This is a genomic window from Pseudomonas sp. TNT2022 ID1044, from assembly GCF_028656895.1.
Lineage (GTDB): Bacteria > Pseudomonadota > Gammaproteobacteria > Pseudomonadales > Pseudomonadaceae > Aquipseudomonas > Aquipseudomonas reinekei.
On record NZ_JAMDHB010000011.1, the window covers coordinates 1 to 24,428 of the forward strand.

Annotated in this window: 19 protein-coding genes and 1 pseudogene; 4 read left to right on the plus strand and 16 right to left on the minus strand. The window is 59.8% G+C overall.

Going from position 1 to position 24,428, the window contains the following annotated elements; all coding sequences use genetic code 11:
- Positions 1-646, plus strand: a pseudogene (locus M5G20_RS16710) (DUF2875 family protein); the annotation flags it as partial.
- A gap of 387 nt (positions 647-1,033) precedes the next feature.
- Entirely contained in the window at positions 1,034-1,390 is a 357-nt protein-coding gene (locus M5G20_RS16715) for a BON domain-containing protein (RefSeq protein WP_273919991.1), read from the plus strand.
- Positions 1,391-1,619: 229 nt separating this feature from the next.
- Here the strand turns inward: M5G20_RS16715 and M5G20_RS16720 are convergent, their stop codons facing one another.
- The 15 genes from M5G20_RS16720 to dksA form a co-directional block, all read right to left on the minus strand.
- Complete coding sequence (locus M5G20_RS16720; protein WP_273919993.1) at positions 1,620-1,916, minus strand: DUF2845 domain-containing protein; 297 nt, start codon at positions 1,914-1,916, stop codon at positions 1,620-1,622.
- A complete protein-coding gene (locus M5G20_RS16725) occupies positions 1,916-4,867 on the minus strand; it encodes a DUF748 domain-containing protein (protein ID WP_273919994.1) in 2,952 nt (983 codons plus the stop codon). The genes M5G20_RS16720 and M5G20_RS16725 overlap by 1 nt, the downstream gene beginning before the upstream one ends.
- A 92-nt stretch (positions 4,868-4,959) precedes the next feature.
- Complete coding sequence (locus M5G20_RS16730) at positions 4,960-5,976, minus strand: class I SAM-dependent rRNA methyltransferase (RefSeq protein WP_273919995.1); 1,017 nt, start codon at positions 5,974-5,976, stop codon at positions 4,960-4,962.
- Positions 5,977-6,065: 89 nt separating this feature from the next.
- A complete protein-coding gene (locus M5G20_RS16735) occupies positions 6,066-6,938 on the minus strand; it encodes an oxygenase MpaB family protein (protein WP_273919996.1) in 873 nt (290 codons plus the stop codon).
- 49 nt (positions 6,939-6,987) lie between these two features.
- Positions 6,988-8,925 carry an acetate--CoA ligase gene (acs, locus tag M5G20_RS16740; protein ID WP_273919997.1) on the minus strand — a complete coding sequence of 646 codons (1,938 nt, stop codon included), beginning with the start codon at positions 8,923-8,925 and terminating at the stop codon, positions 6,988-6,990.
- A 194-nt stretch (positions 8,926-9,119) separates the two neighbouring features.
- A complete protein-coding gene (pgi, locus tag M5G20_RS16745; protein ID WP_150734777.1) occupies positions 9,120-10,784 on the minus strand; it encodes a glucose-6-phosphate isomerase in 1,665 nt (554 codons plus the stop codon).
- Between the two features lie 298 nt (positions 10,785-11,082).
- Complete coding sequence (gene panC, locus M5G20_RS16750; RefSeq protein WP_273919998.1) at positions 11,083-11,943, minus strand: pantoate--beta-alanine ligase; 861 nt, start codon at positions 11,941-11,943, stop codon at positions 11,083-11,085.
- On the minus strand, positions 11,940-12,740 hold the full coding sequence (gene panB / locus M5G20_RS16755; protein ID WP_273920000.1) for a 3-methyl-2-oxobutanoate hydroxymethyltransferase: 801 nt from the start codon (positions 12,738-12,740) through the stop codon (positions 11,940-11,942). The genes panC and panB overlap by 4 nt, the downstream gene beginning before the upstream one ends.
- Positions 12,741-13,104: 364 nt before the next feature.
- Positions 13,105-13,590, minus strand: a complete 486-nt coding sequence (folK, locus tag M5G20_RS16760) for a 2-amino-4-hydroxy-6-hydroxymethyldihydropteridine diphosphokinase (RefSeq protein WP_273920002.1) — start codon at positions 13,588-13,590, stop codon at positions 13,105-13,107.
- Positions 13,591-13,593: 3 nt separating this feature from the next.
- Positions 13,594-14,994, minus strand: a complete 1,401-nt coding sequence (locus M5G20_RS16765) for a polynucleotide adenylyltransferase PcnB (protein ID WP_273920004.1) — start codon at positions 14,992-14,994, stop codon at positions 13,594-13,596.
- Positions 14,995-15,712: 718 nt separating this feature from the next.
- Positions 15,713-17,152, minus strand: coding sequence for a sigma-54-dependent transcriptional regulator (locus M5G20_RS16770; RefSeq protein ID WP_273920005.1), 1,440 nt, complete (start codon positions 17,150-17,152; stop codon positions 15,713-15,715).
- 22 nt (positions 17,153-17,174) lie between these two features.
- Positions 17,175-20,129: a sensor histidine kinase gene (locus tag M5G20_RS16775; protein WP_273920006.1), complete on the minus strand. Its 2,955-nt coding sequence runs from the start codon at positions 20,127-20,129 to the stop codon at positions 17,175-17,177.
- Positions 20,113-20,289, minus strand: a complete 177-nt coding sequence (locus M5G20_RS16780) for a hypothetical protein (protein WP_003176118.1) — start codon at positions 20,287-20,289, stop codon at positions 20,113-20,115. Before M5G20_RS16780 ends, M5G20_RS16775 begins: the two co-directional genes overlap by 17 nt.
- A 77-nt stretch (positions 20,290-20,366) precedes the next feature.
- Positions 20,367-21,263, minus strand: coding sequence for a tRNA glutamyl-Q(34) synthetase GluQRS (gene gluQRS, locus M5G20_RS16785; RefSeq protein ID WP_273920007.1), 897 nt, complete (start codon positions 21,261-21,263; stop codon positions 20,367-20,369).
- A 158-nt stretch (positions 21,264-21,421) separates the two neighbouring features.
- The gene (gene dksA / locus M5G20_RS16790) at positions 21,422-21,862 is read right to left on the minus strand and encodes an RNA polymerase-binding protein DksA (protein ID WP_075949511.1); all 441 of its coding nucleotides are present in this window, start codon (positions 21,860-21,862) and stop codon (positions 21,422-21,424) included.
- A gap of 334 nt (positions 21,863-22,196) precedes the next feature.
- Here dksA and M5G20_RS16795 point away from each other — a divergent pair, with 334 nt between their 5' ends.
- Together M5G20_RS16795 and sfsA are read left to right on the plus strand one after the other, a co-directional pair.
- Entirely contained in the window at positions 22,197-23,369 is a 1,173-nt protein-coding gene (locus tag M5G20_RS16795) for a pyridoxal phosphate-dependent aminotransferase (protein WP_273920008.1), read from the plus strand.
- Entirely contained in the window at positions 23,369-24,082 is a 714-nt protein-coding gene (gene sfsA, locus M5G20_RS16800; RefSeq protein ID WP_150734786.1) for a DNA/RNA nuclease SfsA, read from the plus strand. The genes M5G20_RS16795 and sfsA overlap by 1 nt, the downstream gene beginning before the upstream one ends.
- Here the strand turns inward: sfsA and M5G20_RS16805 are convergent.
- Positions 24,079-24,396, minus strand: a complete 318-nt coding sequence (locus M5G20_RS16805) for a Rieske (2Fe-2S) protein (RefSeq protein ID WP_273920009.1) — start codon at positions 24,394-24,396, stop codon at positions 24,079-24,081. The genes sfsA and M5G20_RS16805 overlap by 4 nt on opposite strands.
- Positions 24,397-24,428: the final 32 nt, after the last annotated feature.

Genomic DNA, 24,428 nt, shown 5'->3' on the forward strand with positions numbered 1-24,428 from the left:
CATGTCCACCGCCTACTGGCATTCCCAACTCCCCACCCTCTGGCAAACCATCAGCAACCGCGGACCGGGAGAATTCCAACCCTCGCCGTGGCTACCCATCCGCTGGGCCCAGCACCAGGTCAAAGAGTTCGACGCCGCACCGGTGCTGGGTTACCTGCATCGCCCGATCAAGGTCTCGATGCAGGACGAAAACGGCAAACGGCTTAAACCGGCATTGCAGGCCAAGGCGCTGCAAGCCGGCTGGTTACAGGCGCTGGATACCCTGCCCGAAGGGCATAAGCCGGTGCGTGTGTTCTACGACACCACCGACAATCAAGAGGCTGAAATCGCCCTGACCCTTGCCTTGCACGGCTTGAATACCGACGGCCATGGCATCGAATTGGGAAATGTCGACGAGGGTTACAACATCGGGCGGCGCCTGGGCAACACAGGGGTGAGTAGCGCGCTGGTGGAGATCAACCTGGCGACCATCGCCAGTTATCTGGACGGCGGAGCCAGCGCGGTGGTCTACGCCGGTGCAGATGGCAGCCTGACGGTACAAATGATCCGCCCTCCGAGCGAGGCCCGTAAAGAGAAAAACCGCCAGAACCGTGGCGCCGACCCGTTCAAGTTTGGTTCCCCTAACGGCGGCGCACCCAGAACATGAGCCCTCCCATTTGCGTGGGAATGATACCAGCCGCGGTGGCGCTCGGGATGTGCGGGCAAGTCAGACCCAAACCGCTGCGATCAATCAGGATTGCACGGACTGCTAAATCTTTTCTTCAATGAACAACAGTTTTTCCATGTTCCCAAATAAGCGAAAGAAAAGTCTCGACAATTCATGGCCTTAGGCTTGCGCGAAAACCCGCAACTTGCATGTAGATAAAGTTCAACTCATGCATTTTGCACGAATCCGGAAAATGCGTGATTTTGTAAATTATTGATTTATAAGAACTAATTGTCTATCTCAAAGTTGGCACAGCGTTCGCAATATCTCTGGTAACCCTGCTGACAAGAACCCAGCAGACTTTCCAGAAAAACAGGAGTTACTCGTATGAAGAAGTTCGCTATCACCGCCGCTGCTGCTACCGCGCTGACCCTGACCATGGCCAACGTTGCCTTCGCCCAAAACACCCAGGCTACCCAGTCGCCAATGGTGCTGGCAGCCGGTGAAATGACTGAAGCGAAAGAAGCTACTTCCGATACCTGGATCACTACCAAAGTCAAAGCCGACCTGGTCACCGAAAAAGGTATCCCAGGTACCGATATCAAAGTTGAAACCAACAAAGGCGTCGTTTCCCTGTCGTCCACCGTTGCAGTCACCGACGCTCAGAAAACCACCGCCGTGGCGATCGCCAAGAAAATCAAAGGCGTCAAAGCGGTCTCCGCTGACGGCCTGAAAGCCGAGTAAGGCAAGGCTTCTCGCCTGGACCGGGAGAAGGTGCGGTAGACGGGCCGAGCCATACGCCTGCCGCCTCTTGAGGGTTCATGCGAACGGCCACAAGGATGTGGCCATTACAGGCCCCGGCATTCGTGTCGGGGCCTGTTCTATTCAGGAAACTAAAAGATCGCAGCCTCCAGCAGCGCCTACAGATCTACTCATTCTGCAGGCGCTGCCGAAGCCTGCGATCTTTTGATCTTCAATTACCGCGCTTGCTGGTGATCTGCACCAAGCGATTCCCCTCAAACCGCAAGTACTGATACATCCCGCCGTTCGGACCGTAAGTCCATTCCTCGACCTGAAACTCTTCCCGTCGATTGGCACTGCGCTTGTAACCGAGCAAGTCGCGGCTGACCGGCTCCCCACATTTTTGCAGCACCTCGCTGGAGCGGTCGCCGGTACTGATCAACTGGCTGCCACATCGCAAAGTATCCGCCGCCGAAGTCGGGCTCGCTGCTGCCGCCAACGTCAGTGCGAGCAGCAGCCGCTTGCCCATCACTCGGCGTCCAGATGCATCGGCGTGACGACCTTGCCGTCTTTTTCCGCTTCACCCAACTGCGCATCAATGAAGTAAACGCGGTCATCGGCCAGTTGACCCTTGTCGACCAGATAGTCCTTGATGGTGCTGGCGCGATCCTGACCCAATTCACGCAACAGCACTTCACTGGAACTCCAGAACTGGATCACGTCGGCCCGCATTTTTGCGCTGCGTTCTTCTTTGCCCAGGTCTTTCCACTCGGCAGGCGGCTGGGTTTTCAGGCGTGTGCGGTAAATTCCTTCCAGCAACGGCCCTTTCTCGCTGTCGGGCACCTCCAGCAAACCAGCCCTGGCCGGCACCTTGTCGCCTCGGCGCTGGAGTATTTTGTAGTAGTTGTACTGGTATTCCCGTTCCAGACGCTGCTCGGCAATCAGCGGTCCGTCGCTGCTCTTCGCGGCCGTACCTTCGATTTCCAGGCGCAGGGCCGGGCGTTCCTTGAGCGCTTTCGACAGTTTGTCCAGGGCGCCTTCGGCGTCCTTGCTCAAAACGCTGGAACCTGGCGCGAACGACACGCTGCCCAGATCTTCCGAACCGCCACCGGCGACCAATCCTCCGATGAGTTTGAACGGTGCGGCGGCGGCCTTGACGATCAGGTTGCGCAACGTCTGCCAGACAATCGGCATGACGCTGAACTGCGGGTTGTTGAGGTCGCCGGTCACCGGCAGTTCGATGGAAATCTTGCCGTCGACGTCCTTGAGCAGGGCAATCGCCAGTTTCAGCGGCAGGCTCACGGCGTCGGGGCTGTCGACCTTTTCACCCAGTTGCAGTTGCTCGACCACCACTTTGTTGTCGGCCTTGAGCTGGCCTTTGGTGATTCGGTAATGCAGGTCGAGGTTCAACCGGCCCTTGCGGATGCGGTAGCCGGCGAATTTGCCGGAGTACGGCGTCAGCGTGGTCAGCTCCACGCGTTTGAAACTGGTGGCGATGTCGAGGCTGGCCATCGGATCGAACGGGTTGACCGCACCTTTGATGGTCACCGGTGCATAGCGGTCGACCTTGCCTTTGACGTCGACACTGGCCGGCTTGGCCTGGCGACTGTCGATGGTGCCGATTTGCCCGTTGAGTTGCTGGATCGCGGTGGCGAAGTTCGGCGTCAGGCTGAAGTCGGCGAAGTTGGCCGAGCCGTCGTTGATGGCTATGCCGCCGATGTGAATGCCCAACGGTTTTTCTTTGCTGGCAGCGGGTTTGGCTGCGGCAGATTTGGCGCCGGTGTCGGCCGGTTGCGGGATCAACAAGTCATCAACGTTAGTGGTGCGGTCATCGTTGATCATGAAGCGCACGTAGGGTTGCAGCAGGTTGACCTTGTCGATCGACAGGCTGTCGCCATGCTGATAGTTCAGGCCTTCGACCACCACCTGCTGCCACTTGAGGAAATCGCGGGTTTTCAGGGTGTCGAGGGTGTGCAACTGATCGACCTGGGCACGACCGGTGACGTTGAACGCCAGTGGCTCGGTGCTTTTCAGGTTGACGGCCAGATCACTGCCAAGCATGCCGCTGCGCAGTTCCAGGCGAATGAACGGGCTGATGTAGGACTGGGCGATGCGCAGGTCAATGTCCTTGGTCTGCACATTCAGTTTGGCGCTGACCGGCGCCAGATTGACCTCGCCATCGGCCGTGAGCTTGCCTTGCTTGCCCACGCCTGTGTCGAGCCTGAGCAAGAAGGGCGAGCCATTGAGGCTGTCGAATTTCTGCAGGTCGAGATTCAGCGGCCCCAGTTCCAATGCCACGGCGGGCTGAGCCTTGCGGTCTGCCAGGTGTACTTGGTAATCGCGTAGCTGGACGTCGTTGAGCAGTACCTGCCAGGGCTTGCTTGGGGCAGCTTCGGTTTTCGGCGAGTCGGCGGCAGCCGGTGTGCTGGCCGGTTCGGCGTTGGCTTTGGCGGCCGGCTTGGAGGGCTGGCTGGCGAACAGTTTCTGCCAGTCGAGTTGGCCATCGGCTTCCAGCGCGGCCCAGGTTTCCAGCTTGTGGCTGCGGATCTTGCCGACCACCACTTGTTGCTTGGCCAGATCGACGGTGGTTTCGCTGACGTCCAGACGCTCAAGCTTCACCAGCGGTCGTCCGTCTGGTGCCTTGATGGCGAAGGGCGCGATGGTGGCCGAAAGATTGCTCAGCAGCAGTTCGGTTTCTTTGGACAGATTGAGTTTGTAGTCGGTGCTGATGCTCATGACACCGCTTTCGAGGTCCAGGGGGACGGCGTCGCGCACATACGGCCAGAAAGCTTTCATTTTGCCGTCGGTAATTTTCAACTTACCTTCGGAGGCAATCGGGATCAGGCTGAAGTTACCGGTCCAGTCGATCTGCCCGCCGTTGGGGCCGATGGCAACCAGGGTCATGTCGGCGCTGTCTTCGGGCAGGGTGCTGAGGTTTTTCAGCTCGAAATCGAGGGTGTCATAGAGGAATTCGATGGGCTCGCTGGGGCGCGCATCCTGGAAGTGCACGGCGCCACCGGCGAGTTTGATGCGGTCTATACGCAGCGGAAACGGCTTGGCGTCCGGGTCAGCGGGGGTTGGTTCGCTGGCCGGTATCTTGAACAGCCCAAGCAGGTTGAGTTTGCCGTCTTTGCTAAAAAGGATTTCGGTTTTGGACTTGTCCAGTTCGATTTCCGACAGATGTAGCGCCTTGGTCCAAAGGCTGTCGAGTTGCAGGTTGGCGTACAGGCGCTCGAAGCCAATCTGTTCCTTGCCCGGCTCGCCAATGTTCAGGCCCCAAAGGGTTACTTCGAGGCTGAACGGGTTGAGTTCGATCCGCTGAAGCGTGGCGGGGGTCGTGGCGTAATTGGCCAACTGCTGGTTGGCGATGCGCAAGGCGATGCCCGGCAAAATCAGAAAGCCCAGCAAGCTGTAAAGGGCCAGAGCAGTCAACAAGGCGCCGATGGCGCGAATCAATCCTTTGTACATGCGTGGCTTCATCTGTCTGAATCGGAGTGCCTTGGAGTATGGCACGCGATTCCGGTTCCGAAGCAAACAGCCTGTTCAGGTTTTTCAGATTTGTCTGACAGAGATCAAAGCTGCAGGATCAGGGTTTTCAGTGGCGGCTGTTGATCCATGGACGGGAAATCGGCGCCTGGTTTCATCACCGTCCACTCACGCACTGGCCGGCCGGCTTTCTCGGCGCATCGCAAAACCTGTTCACGCCAGTCGTCCATGCTGACTTTTGCCAGGTTGTTGCAGCAGATCAGCACGCCATTGTCGGCGGTGGTCAGCAGCGCGGGTTTGAGCAGGCTCTGATAGTCGCGCAGCAGGTCGACGGTACCGAACGCACTCTTGGCCCAGGCCGGTGGATCGAGCAGCACCAGATCGTACTGGCGCTGTTCGAGGCGCTGATAGCTCGGCAGCTTTTGCCCGCGACGCTGGCTGATGGGCAGTCCGGCGAGTTGGCGAATGGCCGGGAAGTAGTCGGACTGGATGAACTCCATGGTCGGCAACTGCGGGTTGAGCAGGCCGTTTTCACGACCGACCGCCAGGTTACCTTCGGCGAAGTCCAGGTTGCACACCTCGCGGGCGCCACCGGCCGCCGCACTGAGGCCAACACCACAGGTGTAGGCAAACAGGTTGAGCACACTTTTGTTCTTGCTGTGATCCTTGACCCAGCCACGGGTGTTGCGCAGGTCGAGGAACAGCAGCGGATCCTGCCCGGCGTGACGGCCGCGAACGCGGTAATTAAGGCCCCACTCGTGGCCGACCAGATCCTGCAACGCCGCTTCGTCGGCGCGGTAGACGATGTCTTCGCGGTCGATGCGCGAGTTGCCACGGGAGCGGTCGTTGTAGACCAGCAGGGTTTCCAGGCCCAAATGGTTGTTGACCATTGCGTGCAGATGCAGCAGGTCTTCGCGTTCCAGCGATTGATGGAAACTCTGCACCATCAGTTGCGGGCCGTAACGGTCGATAGTCAGGCCGCCAGCGCCTTCCTGGCTGCCGTGGAACAGGCGATAGCAGTCGGTGCCCTGGCTGTGCAGCTCGGCGAGCAGGTCCTGGCGATGATCGAGGGCGGCGCGCAGCGCCTGATTCAAGGAAGACATGCTGAGCGCCTTGCAGGAGGTAATTTGGCGCGGGAGTTTAACAGTTACTTAGCTGCAAGCTTCAAGCTTCAAGCTTTTAGCTCTGTGCATCAGGTCAATAAGCCCATGCGTCGCCTGGCCCGTTGCACCGAACCATTGCGCACCGCCCAGCGCAACATGGGCGCACTGCGATTGACGCTGGCGCGGATCAGTTTGCGTTGCAGCGGGCTCTGGCGGACGTCGAGCATGTCACTGGCCCAGTCCGGCAACAGGTCGATGCCAGCCTGCATCATCAGTCCGCCGAAAGGCCTGGCCAGGCGGCTAGGCGACGGCGCATTCAACAACAGTCGCAACACTTCCCGACTGCGCTCATCGCACAGCAATTGTGGGCGGATGCGTTCAAGGTATTCGGAAATTTCCCGCCGCGAGCGCGGCACATTCCTGGCCCCCAGGCGTTCTGCGACCAAGGCAATTTCCGCGTAATAGCGGTCCTGATTCAATAGCGACAAATGCGGATTGCGATAGCGCAAATGGGCGGCGAGGAAATTGCTGACCTCGGCCACGTGCACCCAGGTCAACAGGTCCGGATCGCTGGCGGCATAGGCGCGGCCGTCTGGCGCGGTGCCGGTGACTTGCAGGTGAATGGTGCGAACTTTTTCGATCAGCCAGTCGGCGTCCTGTCGCGAGCCGAACGTGGTGCCGGAAATGAACTGCCCGGTGCGGCGTAACCGGCCGAGCATGTCCTCGCGAAAATTCGAGTGGTCCCAGACGCCGGCCAGGGCCAACGGATGCAAGGCTTGCAGCATCAAAGCGCTGATGCCACCGATGAGCATGCTGCTGAAGTCACCGTGAACTTGCCAGCTCACGGAATCAGGGCCGAACAGCCCCGGATCGCCCTTGGGGTTCTCCAGATCGAGCTTGCCCAGCGACAGACCGGTCAGGCTCATGATTTGGGTTTCAATGCGGGTGCGGATGAATTCCATGAAGACTCGCGGTGAAGGAGGGGCGCGGCCGTTGGCCGCGCCCGGGGCTCTACTGATTCAGGCGTTTATCGATCAAGCCTTGTACCACGCTCGGGTCGGCCAGGGTCGAGGTATCGCCCAGACTGTCGAGCTCGTTGCAGGCGATCTTGCGCAGAATACGCCGCATGATCTTGCCCGAACGGGTTTTTGGCAACGCTGGCGCCCACTGGATCAAATCCGGTTTGGCAAAGCTGCCGATTTCCTTGCTGACCATCGCCAGCAATTCTTTCTTCAGCTCGTCGCCGGCGTCGACGCCGTTCATGGGCGTGACGAAGGCGTAGATACCCTGGCCCTTGACGTCGTGTGGGTAACCGACCACGGCCGCCTCGGCGATGCTGTCGTGCAACACCAGGGCACTTTCCACTTCGGCGGTGCCGATGCGGTGCCCGGACACGTTGATCACGTCGTCGATGCGCCCGGTGATCCAGTAATCGCCATCTTCATCCCGGCGTGCGCCGTCACCGGTGAAGTAATACCCGGGGTAGGGCTTGAAGTAGGTGTCGATCATCCGTTGCGGATCGCCATAGACGCTGCGGATCTGCGCCGGCCAGCTGGATTTGATCGCCAGCACGCCACTGCCGGCGCCTTTGATTTCCTTGCCCTGTTCGTCGAGCAATACCGGTTGCACGCCGAACATCGGTTGCGTGGCACAGCCGGGTTTGATCCGTTGCGCGCTCACCAGCGGGCTGAGCATGATGCCGCCGGTCTCGGTCTGCCACCAGGTATCGACAATCGGGCAGCGCTCTTCACCGACCTCATGGAAGTACCACTCCCACGCTTCCGGATTAATCGGCTCACCGACGGTGCCGAGCAATCTGACGCTGGCGCGGGAGCTTTCCTTCAACGGTTCCGGACCTTCACGCATCAGTGCGCGCAAAGCGGTGGGCGCGGTGTAGAAAATGTTCACCTTGTGCTTGTCAATCACTTGCCAGAAGCGCGAGGTGCTTGGGTAGCTGGGCACGCCTTCGAAGATCAGCGTGGTCGCGCCATTGGCCAGTGGCCCGTAGACGATGTAGCTGTGGCCTGTTACCCAGCCGACATCGGCGGTGCACCAGAACACTTCGCCGTCGCGGTAGTCCAGTACGTACTTGAAGGTCATCGCCGCCTGCAGCAAATAACCGCCGGTGGTGTGCAGCACGCCTTTGGGTTTGCCGGTGCTGCCGGAGGTGTAGAGGATGAACAGCGGGTCTTCGGCATCCATGGGTTCCGGCGGGCAGTCGTCGCCGACATCGCGCAACGCCTGGTGATACCAGATGTCCCGGCCTTCAACCCAGTTCACCTGATTCTGTGTGCGCTCGACCACGACCACGGTGCTCACGTCCGGACAGCTTTGCAGCGCCTTGTCGACGTTCTGTTTCAGCGGCACGAACTTGCCGCCGCGCACGCCTTCATCGGCGGTGATCACGGTACGGCAGTCGGCGTCGAGAATCCGGTCGCGCAGTGAATCCGGGGAGAAACCGCCGAACACCACCGAATGCACCGCACCGATGCGGGTGCAGGCGAGCATGGCGTAGGCCGCCTCAGGAATCATCGGCATGTAGATGCACACCCGGTCGCCTTTCTTCACGCCACGGCTTTTCAGCACATTGGCCAGGCGGCAGACGTGGTGATGGAGTTTTTTGTAGGTGATCTGGGTGGATTCGGCGGGGTCGTCGCCTTCCCAGATGATTGCGATCTGATCACCGCGTTTTTCCAGGTGCCGGTCAATGCAGTTGTAGCTGACATTGAGTTTTGCGCCGGCAAACCAGCTGGCTTCACCGGTTTTGAGGTTGTAGCGCTGGACGGTGTCCCACGGTGTGCTCCAGTCGAGGAAGCGGGTGGCCTGTTCAGCCCAGAACGTACTGGGGTGGTCGATGGATTCACGGTACAGGCGCTGGTAGTCGTCTTGACTCAATTGTGCAGCCCGGCGGACGGCATCGGCTTTGGGGAACGTGCTGATATCGAACATGACGGTTCCTTCTTCTTGTTTTGCGACAAGATCTAAAGATGCGCCGAGTGAACAACGGGTTCAAGTCGTAGACAAAACAACTGTGGGAGCGAGCCTGCTCGCGATGGCGGTATAACATTCAACAGAGTTGTCGACTGTCAGACCGCTTTCGCGAGCAGGCTCGCTCCCACAGGGTGTTGCGGTATTGCTACAAGTCAGCCGCGGTGGCGACCACGGAAATAGTTGATCAAGCCTTGGGTCGACGGGTCGTCAGCCGGCGTTTCCTCGCTGCCGACCAGGCGGTTGTAGACGCCTTTGCCCAGTTCCTTGCCCAGTTCCACGCCCCACTGGTCGAAGGCGTTGATGCCCCAGACCACGCTTTGCACGAAGACTTTGTGTTCGTACATCGCCACCAATGCGCCGAGACGACGCGGGCTGATGCGCTCGACCACCAGGGTGTTGCTCGGACGGTTGCCCGGGATCACCTTGTGCGGCGCGAGTTTCTGCACCTCGTCTTCACTCATGCCTTTTTCACGCAGCTCGGCTTGGGCCTCCGCCAGGGTCTTGCCAAGCATCAGCGCCTGGCTTTGCGACAGGCAGTTGGCGTATAGCCACTGGTGATGGTCGGACACCGGGTTGAAGCTGACGATCGGCACGATGAAGTCAGCCGGGATCAGTTGGGTGCCCTGGTGCAGCAGCTGGTGATAAGCGTGCTGGCCGTTGCAACCGACGCCGCCCCAGATCACTGGCCCTGTGTCGGTGCTGACTGCTGTGCCGTCCTGGCGCACGCTCTTGCCGTTGGATTCCATGTCCAGCTGTTGCAAGTGCTTGGTGATGTTACGCAGGTAGTGGTCGTACGGCAGGATCGCATGGCTCTGCGCGCCCCAGAAGTTGCCGTACCACACGCCAAGCAACGCCAGCAGCACTGGCATGTTTTGCTCGAACGGGGCGCTCTGGAAGTGCTGGTCCATGGTGTAGGCACCGGACAGCAGCTCCTTGAAGTTCGACATGCCGATGGCCAGGGCAATCGGCAATCCGATGGCCGACCACAGCGAGTAACGACCGCCAACCCAGTCCCACATCGGGAAAATGTTTTCCTCGCGGATACCGAAGGCCACGGCGGCGGCGTTGTTGCTCGACACCGCGATGAAGTGACGATACAGCTCGGCTTCCGAACCACCCTGTGCCAGATACCAGGCGCGGGCGGCCTGGGCGTTCTTCAGGGTTTCGAGGGTGTTGAAGGATTTCGACGAGACGATGAACAGCGTGGTCTCGGCGCGCAGTTTCATGGTCAGCTCGTGGAACTCGCTGCCGTCGATGTTCGCCAGGTAGTGGCAACGCACGCCTTTTTGCGCGTAGGACAGCAAGGCTTCGGACACTAGCTCCGGGCCGAGGAACGAGCCACCGATACCGATGTTCACCACGTCGGTGATCGGCTTCTCGGTGTAACCGCGCCACAGACCGTCGTGGATGCGGCCCACGAGGTCGGTGATCTGGTTCAGCACCTTGTGTACTTCCGGCATCACGTTGACGCCGTTGACCGACAGCTTGTCGCCAACCGGACGGCGCAGCGCCGTGTGCAGGGCCGGGCGACCTTCGGAAGCGTTGACGATTTCGCCATCGAACAGTGACTTGATCGCGCCCTGGAGGTCGACTTCATTGGCCAGGCCCACCAGCAGGTTGCGGGTCTCGGCGTTGATCAGGTTCTTCGAATAGTCGAGAAACAGGCCGCAACTGCTGAGGGTGAATTGGGTAAAGCGCTGCGGGTCGGCATTGAAAGCCTCGCGCATGCTGAAATCCTGCATGGCTTGGCGGTGGTCATTCAACGCTTGCCAGGCGGGCAGAGCGGTCACGTCGTGAGGAGTGCGGTAATACGCCATCGCTGCGGGTTTCCTTTTTACTTGAACGGCCTTTTGAACACTAAAAATCCCGGAGCGCTATGGGTGGGCGTCCCGGTTAACTGCGTCGACACGAATTCATGGCGCAGGGCGAATACAGTAAACCCCGCGCAGAGATCTGTCTTGACTTTGTCTGACCTGAATCCGGTACTTTTTTAACATCGAAGTTAGGAACGGTCCGACAAACGGGACGAGACAGGGTTGGGTCAGGCGACTTGGGCTGGCACGGATGCCTTTTGCAGGAACCAGCAGCTGGCTCCTGCAAAAGGCAATGTGCTGTTTAGAGGGGGGAGTCGAGGTTCAGGTGCAGGTTGTCGATCAACCGTGTGGTTCCGAGGAATGCCGCCACCAGGATCACCAAGTCCCGATCCTCGACTGTCGCCGGGCGCAAGGTCAGTGCATGGCGAATTTCCAGGTAGTCCGGACGCAAGCCTGCGGCTTCAAGCTGCTGGATTTTCGCGTTGATCAGCGCCGGGAAATCCCGCTCACCTTGCTTGATCGAGTCGGCAATCTCGCTCAACGTGCGATAAACCACCGGCGCCACGGCACGATCTTCTTCGCTGAGGAAACCATTGCGCGACGACAGCGCCAGGCCATCGGCCGCACGTACGGTCGGCTCGCCGATGATCTGGATCGGCATGTTCAGGTCATGGACCAGCGCGCGGATCACTGCCAGTTGCTGGAAGTCTTTCTGACCGAAAATCGCCAGGTCCGGCTGGACCATGTTGAATAGCTTGCTGACCACCGTTGCCACGCCTTCGAAATGACCCGGACGGCTGGCGCCGCACAGGCCTTCGGACAGTTGCGGGACGCTGACGCGGGTCTGGCCGGCCATGCCGTCGGGGTACATCTCTTCAACGGTGGGCGCGAATAACAGGTCGCAACCGGCTTCGAGCAGTTTTTCCTGATCGGCCAGGAGGGTGCGCGGGTACTTGTCGAGGTCTTCGCCGGCGCCGAATTGCAGCGGGTTGACGAAAATGCTCGCGACCACGAAATCCACCCGCTGGGTGGCCTTGGTAATCAGCGCGACGTGACCGCTGTGCAGGTTGCCCATCGTCGGCACGAAGCCGATGCGCTTGCCTTCGCTGCGGGCACGGGCCACGGCGGCCCGCAGTTCGCGTACGGTTTTTACGGTGTTCATGCAGAGAATCCGTGTTCGATGCCTGGGAAAGTCGCCGCTTTGACTTCGCTGACGTAAGCACTCAATGCCGCGTGAATGCTTTCCTGGCCGGTCATGAAGTTCTTTACGAATTTCGGTACGCGGCCAGTGATGGACAGGCCCAGCATGTCGTGCAGGACCAGAACCTGGCCGTCGGTGCGATTGCCGGCGCCAATGCCGATCACGGGGATTTTCACCGCCTGGGTAATTTCTTCGGCCAACTCGCTCGGTACACATTCGAGCAGCAGCATGGCCGCGCCGGCCTGTTCCAGCGAAATCGCGTCGGCGCGCATCTGTCGCGCCTGGTTTTCGTTACGGCCCTGGACCTTGTAGCCACCGAGGATGTTCACCGATTGCGGGGTCAGACCCATGTGTGCGCATACCGGGATGCCGCGCTCGGCGAGCAGGCGGATCGAGTCCGCCAGCCACAATGCACCTTCGACTTTGACCATGTGCGCGCCAGCCTGCATCAACAGGGCACTGTTGGTCATGGCTTGTTCGGTGGTGGCGTAGGCCATGAAGGGCAGGTCGGCGAGAATCAACGCGTCGCTGTTACCGCGTTTGACGCAGGCAACGTGGTAAGCCATTTCGGCAGTGGTGACCGGCAGGGTGCTGTCGTGACCTTGCAAAACCATGCCGAGGGAGTCGCCCACCAGCAGCACTTCGACGCCAGCCTGATTGCAGGCGTGGGCGAAGGTCGCGTCATAGCAGGTCAGCATGGTGATTTTTTCACCTTTCTGCTTGAGGCTCTGGAGCGTGGTCAGGGTGATGGCTGGCATGTCAAAAAATCCTCGTTCAGGCGCTATGGAAACTACTGCGAGTAACGCGCGTGATTCGTCATTTACTCAGGCGCACGGTCTTTTGTCGTGCTTATAAGGCCTGGATTGCGCCCTTGTGTGCCGTGTTGGCGGCAGCGGGACGCCTATAGTCGTGATGAGAACTCGGGAAGTCAATCCGGTGTGTTACCGCATTGTTACGGGTGGGGTGTTACCGAAGGGGACTGATGCGATTCAGCAGATTCTGTAGGAACAATTCAAACCAATGTGGGAGTGAGTCTGCACGCGATGGCGGTGCATCAGTCAACAGTTCTGCTGTATGACACTCCGCTATCGCGAGCAGGCTCGCTCCTGCAGGGGATTTGCGTCAATCATCGGACAGGCGTTCCAGGCCGACGAACGGGCAGGCAGCCAGTAGATCTTTAAGGCTGCGGCCATCGGCCAGACGCAGAGTTGCAGGCGCTAGCTCAGCCAGCGGATACAGGACAAAAGCCCGTTCCTGTATGTGGTAATGAGGGACTTTGAGGCGCGGCTCATCGATCAACCGGTCGCCGAACAGCAGGATGTCGAGGTCCAGCGTGCGTGGCCCCCAGCGTTCCAGTCGCTCGCGGCCCTGGCCGTTTTCGATGGCTTGCAAGGCATCAAGCAAGGCGAGCGGGGCGAGGCTACTGTCGAGGGCGGCCACCGCATTGGTGTAGCGCGGTTGGCCCGGGAGCAGCGAGTCGCTTTGATAAAAGGCGGAAACCCCGACCAGCGACGATTGCGGTAATTGCGCCAGCGCTTCAACAGCGCTGCGCAATTGTTCGGCGGGTTCAGCCAGATTACTGCCCATGCCGATGTAGATGCGTTCCATGGATTACTCGCCCGTGGTGCTCGAAGCGCCCGCTGCGCGTTTACGCTTGGAACCGCCGCTACGACGACGCTTGCGTGGCGCGCCGCTACCTTCGTCCTTGCCGCTGAGGTCGCGGATCATGTCGCGACGTTCGCTTTCATTGGCGTCCTGATAATCCGTCCACCATTCGCCCAGGCCATCGGTCTGCTCGCCCGCGCTTTCGCGCAGCAGCAGGAAGTCGTAACCGGCGCGGAAGCGTGGATTGTCCAGCAGCAGATCGGCGCGTTTACCGCTGCGGCGGGGCAGGCGTTCCTGCATGTCCCAGATCTCGCGGATCGGCATGGTGAAGCGTTTCGGGATCGCGATGCGCTGGCATTGTTCGGCAATCAGTTCGTGCGCGGCTTCCTGCATCGCCGGAATTGGCGGCATGCCACGTTCCTGCAAGCGCAGGACGCGGGCCGGCAGGGCTGGCCAGAGCAAGGCTGCAAACAGGAACGCCGGGGTCACCGGTTTGTTCTGCTTGATGCGCAGGTCGGTGTTGATCAGCGCTTCGCTGATCAGGGTGTGGGTGTAAGTCGGGTTGTACTCCAGCGCCTCGGCACTGGCCGGGAACAGTGGGTCGAACAGTTGCAGGTCGACCAGCATCTCAAAGGTGTCCGCGGCATGGCCGGAGAGGAACAGCTTGAGCACTTCTTCGAACAGGCGGGCCGACGGAATCTCGCGCAGCATCGGTGCCAGGTCGCGGATGGGTACAGCGCTGTGTTTTTCGATGCCGAAATTCAGCTTGGCGGCGAAACGCACGGCTCGCAACATCCGTACCGGGTCTTCCTGGTAGCGCTGTTTCGGATCGCCGATCAGGCGGATCAGTTGATTGCGTATGTCGTGTACGCCGTTGGCGTAATCGAGAATCCGCTCGCTGACCGGGTCGTAATACAAGGCGTTGATGGTGAAGTCGCGGCGTTGCGCGTCTTCTTCCAGGGTGCCATAGACGTTGTCGCGCAGGATGCGCCCGCTTTCGTTACGCGAGGATTGATTGTTGTCTTCCTCTTCGTCGTTTTGCGGGTGATTGGCGCGGAAGGTGGCGACTTCGATGATCTCGCGACCAAAGTGGATGTGCACCAGTTTGAACCGGCGACCGATGATCCGCGCATTGCGAAATTCGGCCCGTACCTGTTCAGGGGTGGCACTGGTGGCGACGTCAAAGTCTTTCGGCGTGATGCCGAGCAGCATGTCACGCACACAACCGCCAACCAGATACGCCTGGTAACCGGCGCCCTGCAGGCGTTCGACGATGTTCACCGCGTAACGGCTGAATTGGCCCTTTTGCAGCGAGTGTTGACCGCTGTTGAGCACTTCAGGCGTGCTGCGAATGTGTTGCGTACGACGCTGGGGAGTACGGAATGACTGGAACAGCTTCTTCAGCATGGGATGCACTGTTTGAAGGAATGTTCGGCCAAAACAAAGAATGACCGCATGATGGGCGGGGATTCTAGCATTTAGTCGGGGGATGGTGTAGGACGCAGCAGATATGAGCTGTAAGGCGCAATGCTGTGGGGGAGGGGGGTTCTGAATCGGAGAAACTACAAGGGGAGCCGAAGCTCCCCAAGAAGTAGTTGCATGCTCTATTTTTGTTATTGGTTTCGGGCTTTTTGTTTTTGTTGAGTGCCCTCGCCATGAAGCTTTCCTTCATGACCCTCCCAATCGGGAGCCAAGAGCAAACGGATTGCTTTGGTCGCTGAATTGCAGTGATCTTCCGATCCAACCAGTACAGGCTCTGTCTTAAGACAGTTTTTGTTGTTCTCGGCCTGGTCGTGGGGCAAGCCCCAAATACAACGCCTCTCCAAAAGAATCAGTTAGCTGCGCCTCTCGCCGTCTTGTTTTTATTGTGCGTGAGTCGATTCGTCTTATTTTTATTGTCTTGTGCATTGCTTGTTATTGTTCTTGTACCAAACATATAGCAGGGTGCGTGCCAACTTTTGCGAAGCCCAGTAAAACAAGGGGTTAGGCGTGCTGATGGGGTTTGCGCAGGCCAAAAAAAGCCGGGGCTTCGTTACCGTAAGCCCCGGCTTCTGTTACGTGGAAAAACTGAGGTAACAGTTTTTTCACAAAGTCATGTGTTACCCGCACATGAGACAGGTGTGGTTCAGCTCTCGCTGGCCACCCCGGTCTTGCGCCGCGGAATTCCCAGGCGCTGACGACGTTCCCACAGGCACTTGCGGCTGACCCCGAGTTTGCGGGCCAGTTCGGTTTCGGTCATGTGGTCCTGATGCTCAAGCACGAAATGCTGGAAGTAGTCCTCCAGGGACAGGTCTTCGGTCGGCTCGTGATTGTTGTTTCCGGTGTTGCCGTTACCCTGTTGCGGGGGCAGGCCGATGAACTCGTCGTCTTCCAGATCACTCAGTTCGATGTCGATGCCCAGCAGCTCGGCAGAAATCTCCGGGCTCTCGGAAAGGATGACTGCGCGTTCGACGGCGTTCTCCAGCTCACGCACGTTGCCTGGCCATGAGTAATGACGAATGGCCTGTTCGGCATCCGGGGCGAACTTCAGGTCGGTACGGTTGATCCGTGCGCTTTGCCGCGCCAGGAAGGCATTGGCAATTTCGTTGACGTCGGCACCGCGCTCGCGCAGGGCCGGCAATTTCAGGGCAATCACGTGCAGGCGGTAGTACAAGTCTTCACGGAACTGGCCGATCTTGGCCAGGCTCTTGAGGTCACGGTGCGTCGCGGCAATCAGGCGTACATCGACTTTCTGCGACTGAACCGAGCCGACCCGGCGAATTTCACCTTCCTGCAATACGCGCAGCAGTCGGGCCTGGGCTTCCAGTGGCAATTCGCCGATTTCATCGAGGAACAGCGTGCCGCCATCGGCGGCTTCCACCAGACCCGCACGCCCGGCGCTCGCGCCCGTGAACGCGCCTTTTTCGTGGCCGAACAATTCGGATTCGATCAGGCTTTCCGGAATCGCCGCACAGTTCACCGAGATCATCGGGGCCTTGGCGCGCTTGGAGAGGTTGTGCAGGGCGCGCGCCACCAGTTCCTTACCGGTGCCGGACTCGCCCTGGATCAGAACGTTGGAATCGGTCGGTGCGACTTTACGGATCTTGCCGTACAAATCCTGCATCGGTGGGCAAGAGCCGATGATGCCGATTTCGCCGTTGCTGTTGTCCGGGCCTGATTTGGCCGCGCCATTACTGGCTTTGCCGGCAACCGGCTCACCGCTGGCTTGCACCGTTTGGCGGTCGCGCAGGATGCGCGCGACAGCCTGGAGCATTTCATCGTGATCGAAAGGCTTGGCGATGTAATCCACCGCGCCCATCTTCATCGAATCCACTGCCGAGCGCAGGCTGGCGTAACTGGTCATGATCAGCACCGGAGTGCCCTGGCCGAGTTTGATCAGCTCGGTGCCCGGAGCACCCGGCAGGCGCAGGTCACTGACGATCAGGTCGAACGTGGGAATGGTGAAACGTTCTTGTGCTTCCTGCACTGAACCGGCTTCGCTGACCTGGTACTGGTTGCGTTCCAGCAGGCGGCGCAAGGCGGAGCGGATAATGGTTTCGTCTTCGACGATCAAAATGTGCGGCATTGATTCGATACTCTCGACGGTCTCAGTTCACAGCGGACGTCGCTTCGACATTACGCGGCAATGTCACCCGGATACGGGTGCCGCGCTGGCTCTGAACATCAGCCGGGCTGTCGATGGTGATTTGTCCATAATGCTCTTCAACGATGGAATAGACCAGTGCAAGGCCCAGACCGGTGCCTTCGCCAGGATCCTTGGTGGTGAAGAAGGGTTCGAACAATCGGTCCATGATGTTCTTCGGAATACCGCTGCCTTCGTCTTCCACGATCAGGTCGACCGTGTGTTCGCCGGCTTCGCTCTTGACCCGCACCGCACTGCCTGGAGGCGAGGCATCGCGGGCGTTTGAGAGCAGGTTGATCAACACCTGAGCGAGTCGCTGCGGATCGCCCTCGACCCAGTGATCGGGGTCGCACAGGTTGTAGAACTGCACTTCGAAATTGCGCCGGTTCAGGGCCAGCAAACCGATGGCGTCCTGAGCGACCTCTGCCAGACAGACGGGCTCGTCGCTGTGCTGGTGACTGCCGGCATGGGCGAAGCTCATCAGCGACTGCACGATGCGTGATACGCGTTTGGTCTGCTCGAGGATCTGACCGCTGATCTCCTTCAACTCGCCATCGTCTTCGCGCTCTTCGCGCAGATTCTGCGCCAGGCAGGCGATACCGGTGATCGGGTTGCCGATTTCATGGGCCACGCCGGCGGCCAGTCGACCGATGCTGGCCAGGCGCTCGGAATGCACCAGTTTGTCTTCGAGCATCTGGGTTTCGGTCAGGTCTTCCACCAGCAGCACCAGGCCGCTGTTGCCCGGCGCGAGCGGTTCGTCGATCGCCGCTTTGTGCAGGTTCAGCCAACGGGTCTGGCCATCGAGGGCCAGGTGCTGCTTGTGCAAGTGCTCATCCGGAACGTTGATGAAGCCTTGCAGCAACTCCTTCCACGGATCGGCAATGGTGCTCAGGCGCGAACCGACCACGCGTTGCGCGGCGATCCCTGTCAGTTCCTCCATGGCTTTGTTCCACATGAGGATTTCCTGATCCTTGGCCAGGGAGCAGACGCCCATCGGCAACTCTTGCAGCGTCTGACGGTGGTAGCGGCGCAGGGCGTCGAGTTCGGCGGCCAGGCCGGTCAGGCGCGAGTGGTAATCCTCGAGACGGCTTTCGATGAAGTGGATGTCTTCGATCACGTAGTTTTCGCCACCGGCCTTATAAGGCAGGAAGGTCTCGACCATGTCCTGCGCCACACTCGGGCCCATCAGGCCGGAAAGGTTGGCTTCGATGCGGTCTCGCAAGCGACGCAAGGCATACGGGCGGCGCTCGTCGAAAGGCAGGTAGAGGTCGCGCAGGGCCTGTTCGACTTCCTTCTGTGCAGCCTTGGCACCCAACGGCTTGGCCAGTTGCGTGGCGAACTCCTGAGGCGAGGCGGCATGCAGTTCGCGGCGCTGCGGCCGGCGCACGTTATCCACCGCGCACGCTTCGGCGGCGCTGGCCTCTTCGGTGCTGGCATTGGTGAACAGCGAGATCAGGGTGAACATCAGCACGTTGGCGGCCAGCGAGGCGATCGCGGCCATGTGCCAACTGGTGTCATCGAGCACGTAAATCATGTTCAGCAGCGGAATGTAGAAACCCTGCAGGTTGCCGACCAACGGCAGCAGCATGGTCACCAGCCACACCAGAATCCCCGCCAGCAAACCGGCGATGAAGCCGCGACGATTGGCGGTCGGCCAATACAGGACCGAGAGCACGCCGGGCAGGAACTGCAGCGTGGCGACAAACGCGACGATGCCGAGGTTGGCCAGGTCCTGCTCCGCGCCGAGCAACAGGTAAAAGCCGTAACCGGCCATGATGATCGCGACGATCAGTGCCCGGCGTGTCCATTTCAACCAGCGGTAGATGTTGCCTTCGGCCGGAGGCTGATAAAGCGGCAGCACCAAATGGTTGAGTGCCATCCCCGACAGCGCCAGGGTGGTGACGATGATCAGGCCGCTGGCAGCAGACAATCCGCCGACATACGCCAGCAACGCCAACGCCTTGCTGTTGGCCGCAATACCAATACCCAGGGTGAAATACTCCGGGTCGGTGGTGGCGCCGAGTTTGAGGCCTGCCCAGAGAATCAACGGCACCGCCAGGCTCATCAACAGCAAAAACAGCGGCAAGCCCCAGCTCGCGCTGACCAGCGAGCGCGGGTTGAGGTTTTCGGTAAAGGTCATGTGGTACATGTGCGGCATTACGATCGCCGAGGCGAAGAACACCAGCAGCAGCGTTCGCCACGGGCCTTCCTGCAGCGGCGTGTGCAGTGCGGCGAGGGCGGTCTGGTTTTGCAGCAGCCATAGCTCCAGCTGTTGCGGGCCATCGAACACGCCGTAAAGCGCATAGAGGCCGACGGCGCCAAGGGCGATCAGCTTGATGACTGATTCGAAGGCAATCGCAAACACCAGCCCTTCATGCTTCTCGCGGGTGGCGATGTGGCGGGAGCCGAAGAAAATCGTGAACAGCGTAATCAGCGCACAGAAACTCAAAGCCACGCGATGCTGCACCGGCTCGCGGGTCAGAATGCCGATGGAATCGGCCACTGCCTGAATCTGCAACGCCAGCAGCGGCAGCACCCCGACCAGCATGAAAATCGTCGTGAGCGCACCGGCCCAGGTACTACGGAAACGGAACGCAAACAGGTCCGCCAGAGACGACAGCTGATAAGTGCGGGTGATCTTCAGGATCGGATACAGCAATACCGGCGCCAACAGGAAAGCCCCGGAGACGCCGAGATAGCTGGACAGGAAACCGTAGCCGTACTGGTAGGCCAGGCCGACGGTGCCATAAAACGCCCAGGCACTGGCGTAGACGCCCAGCGACAGGGTGTAGGTGAGCGGGTGGCGAATGATCGCCCGCGGGATCATGCCCCGTTCACTGATCCAGGCTACGCCGAACAGCACCGCCAAATACGCGGCGCTGATCAGGATCATCTGGGTCAGGCTAAAGCTCATCGGCATCTTTTTGGCTCTGCAGGATGAAGGTCACGACGATCAGGATCAGCCAGAGCAGATAAGGGCGATACCAGGCGCCAGTGGCGTCGATCCACCAATCCATGATGGCCGGGGAAAACAGATAAATCCCCACTACCAGGAGCAGGACCAAGCGATAGATGTACATCCCGGCCTCTCTTTTTTATGCGCGTGCCCGAAAACGTGCGGCGATGGTAACGGATGGGCGCGTCACTGCAAGCACGATCACCGCAGCTGTGCCTCTGGAAGACAGAGTGTGCGCGGGATCAGCGTGGCGTCCCAATGGGCGATGCCCCAGTCCAGCACTTCCCGGGGTGTGCCATGAGCCAGTTCAGCGCCGGGGTTTTGACCCAGTGCACGCAAGGCGCGCAGCAACAGCGGCGTGGCCTGGTCTTCGCTTAATGGCGGCGAACGGTAGGACTTGCCGAGTTTGTTGCCATCAGGTTGAGTAATCAGCGGGATATGCAAGTAACGCGGTTGGCGCAGGCCAAGCAATTCCTGCAGGTAGAGCTGACGCGGCGTGGAGTCGAGCAGATCGGCCCCCCGCACGATGTCGGTAATGCCTTGCCAGGCATCGTCCAGGACGACCGCCAGTTGATAGGCGTAGAGCCCGTCGCGGCGGCGAATCACGAAATCACCGACATCCCGTCCCAGGTGCTGGTGAAACTCACCTTGAACGCGGTCGATGAAGTGGTAATCCAGTTCAGGGACGCGTATGCGGATCGCGGCATCTTCGGTGCCATGCCCGGCATTGCGGCACAAACCCGGATAAATGCCATGATACGGCTCCAGTTGTTTGCGCGAGCAGGTGCAGGCGTAGGCCAGGCCGTGATTGAACAGGCGATCGAGTACTTCGGCGTAGGCGTCGTGACGGTCGCTCTGGCGAACCATCTCGCCATCCCATTCGAAACCGTAGCTTTCCAGTGCCTTGAGTATGGCTGCCTGGGCGCCGGGCTCTTCACGGGGCGGATCAAGGTCTTCCATGCGCATCAGCCAACGGCCGCCCACTGCGCGCGCGTCGAGGTACGAGGCCAGCGCTGCGACCAGCGAACCAAAGTGCAAATGGCCACTGGGGGTGGGGGCGAAGCGTCCGATGTAGGCGGGAGAGGTGGTGGCGGTCATGGGCAAGAGTTTACGCGATCAGCATTTCGTAGGAGCCGGCTTGCTGGTGATGGCGTCTTTGAAATCGCCATCGCCAGCAAGCCGGCTCCTACAAATATCATGAATGTCAGAAACAAAAACGGAGCGTTCGCACGCTCCGTTTTTCGTTCAAGTCGCAATTATTTGCCGACTTGCTTTTCCTTGATTTCCGCCAGGGTCTTGCAGTCGACACACATGTCGGCAGTAGGGCGGGCTTCCAGGCGCTTGACGCCGATTTCGACGCCGCACGACTCGCACCAGCCGTACTCTTCGTCTTCGATCAGTTGCAACGTCTTGTCGATCTTTTTGATCAACTTGCGCTCGCGATCGCGGGCTCGCAGTTCAAGGGCGAACTCTTCTTCCTGGCTGGCACGGTCTGCCGGGTCCGGGAAGTTGGCTGCTTCGTCCTTCATGTGATCAACCGTACGGTCGACTTCCTGCATCAAGTCCTGTTTCCACTTGTTCAGGACCTTGGTGAAGTGCAGACGCATGGGCTTGCCCATGTACTCCTCGCCCGGAACTTCTTTATAGGGTTCGAAGCCGCTAATCGTCGGTTGTTGCTGCTTTGCTTGGGTGGACATGAAATAGACCGCCTCTACTCTTGTAATCCATCTGCGCAGGATTGCTCCATCACCGACACCTGCCGGCCCTGCGGCTGCAAGCGGGCGAACTTACCAGATCAAATCAGACCGCGCTACTCCCGGATGTCGAGCCCGCGGCCCGTGGCGCTTGCAAATGCTGGCAAAGCGCTGTCTGGTGGCTCTGGAGTGCTGCTCAAATATTGATTTTAGTCAAACCTCGGGCGCTCGCCTGAGTCGTTTGTGGTCTGGGCCATATGGCCTCTGACCGCATTAGGTTCTCGCTCGTTCCTGCGCTTGGGTAGAATCGATTTTTTTATCCGTTGAAGGAAGGCCAATGGCTCAGTCCTACAGTGCCCGCAGTCGCGCGATCGAACCTTTTCACGTCATGGCATTGCTCGCGCGAGCCAATGAATTGCAGGCTGCGGGCCACGATGTCATCCACCTGGAAATCGGCGAGCCGGACTTCACTACTGCCGAGCCGATCATCCGTGCGGGTCAGGCCGCGCTGGAGGCGGGCCGCACCCGTTACACCGCGGCCCGCGGCATTCCTGAACTGCGTGAGGCCATTTCGGGTTTTTACCAGCAGCGTTACGGGCTGAACATCGACCCGCGCCGCATCCTCATCACGCCGGGCGGGTCCGGCGCCCTGTTGTTGGCCAGTGCCTTGCTGGTCGATCCGGGCAAGCATTGGCTGCTGGCGGACCCGGGCTACCCCTGCAACCGGCACTTTTTGCGTTTGGTCGAAGGCGCTGCCCAGTTGGTACCGGTCGGCCCGGACGTGCGGTATCAATTGACGCCGGGCTTGATCGAGCGGCATTGGGACCACGACAGTGTCGGAGCGCTGGTTGCATCGCCGGCCAATCCGACGGGGACCATCTTGACCCGGGATGAACTGGCCGGGCTGTCCAGGGCGATCAAGGAACGCAACGGGCATCTGGTGGTGGACGAGATCTACCATGGCCTGACCTACGGCACCGATGCGGCCAGTGTGCTGGAAGTCGATGACAGTGCCTTCGTGCTAAATAGTTTTTCCAAGTATTTCGGCATGACCGGTTGGCGTCTCGGTTGGCTGGTTGCACCAGAAGACGCGGTCGGCGAACTGGAGAAGCTTGCGCAAAACCTGTACATCAGCGCGCCAAGCATGGCTCAACACGCGGCATTGGCCTGTTTCGAACCGGCCACCATCAGCATTCTCGAAGAGCGCCGCGCCGAATTCGGTCGTCGTCGGGATTACCTGCTGCCGGCTCTGCGTGAGTTGGGCTTCGGGATCGCCGTCGAACCGGAAGGCGCGTTCTATTTGTACGCCGATATCAGCAAGTTCGGCGGTGATGCCTTCGCGTTCTGCAAACATTTCCTCGAAACCGAACACGTGGCGTTTACCCCGGGACTGGATTTCGGTCGCTATCAGGCGGGGCACCATGTGCGGTTTGCCTACACCCAAAGTCTGGAGCGCCTGGAAGAGGCGGTTGAGCGGATCGCTCGTGGTCTGCGGAGCTGGCAAGGCTGATGCGTTTTCATCCTCCTCTTGAAGAAGGCCGGTTGATCCGCCGTTACAAGCGTTTTCTCGCCGATATCGAAACCGTTAGCGGCGAGTTGCTGACCATTCACTGTCCAAACACCGGCTCGATGCTCAATTGTCAGGTCGAAGGCGGGCAGGTCTGGTTCAGTCGCTCAAATGACCCCAAGCGCAAGTTGCCAGGTACCTGGGAAATAGGCGAGACCCCGCACGGCCGGCATTTTTGCGTGAATACCGGTCGGGCTAACGGCTTGATCGAAGAAGCGCTGCGCGCTGGCGTGATCACTGAGTTGAACGGCTTCACCGAGCTCAGGCGAGAAGTGGCCTACGGTCAGGAAAAGAGCCGGATCGATTTTCGCCTCGACTACCCCGACGGCCCTGCCTACGTCGAGGTCAAAAGTGTCACCCTGGGGTTTGACGGTGTCGCGGTGGCGGCGTTTCCCGATGCGGTAACCCAGCGCGGCGCCAAGCACCTGCGTGAGCTGGCGCATCTGGCGCGGGACGGGATTCGTGCGGTGCAGTTGTATTGCGTGAACCTGACCGGCATCGAAGCGGTGCGTCCGGCCGAGGAAATTGACTCGGCGTACGCCGCAGCCTTGCGTGAGGCGGTTGCCAGCGGCGTGGAAGTACTGGCCTACGGCGTGAGCCTGACCCATGAAGAAATGATCGTGGATCGCCGGCTGGAAGTGCTGTTGGGCGATTAAAGACTGACCCAGAGTCCTTGGGCGTCCTCGCGGCAGGCCACACGGGTCAGCGACTGGCCCGCGCAGGGCCCGGACACACATTCGCCATCCTCAATCAGAAACAGCGCGCCGTGGGTGGCGCACTGGATCAGGCTGTTGCTGGGGTCGAGAAACTGATTCGGTGTCCACTCCAGGCCTACACCCCGGTGCGGACACCGATTGATGTATACGTAAGCCTGGCCGTTCCGGCGCACGGCGAAGAGTTTCTGGCCATCGATCTCGAAGCCGCGGCTACTGGCATCGGCCAGCTCGATGCCGGTACACAGAAATTTCATGATGTTCCTCAGGTCCCGCAATGGTGACCGGA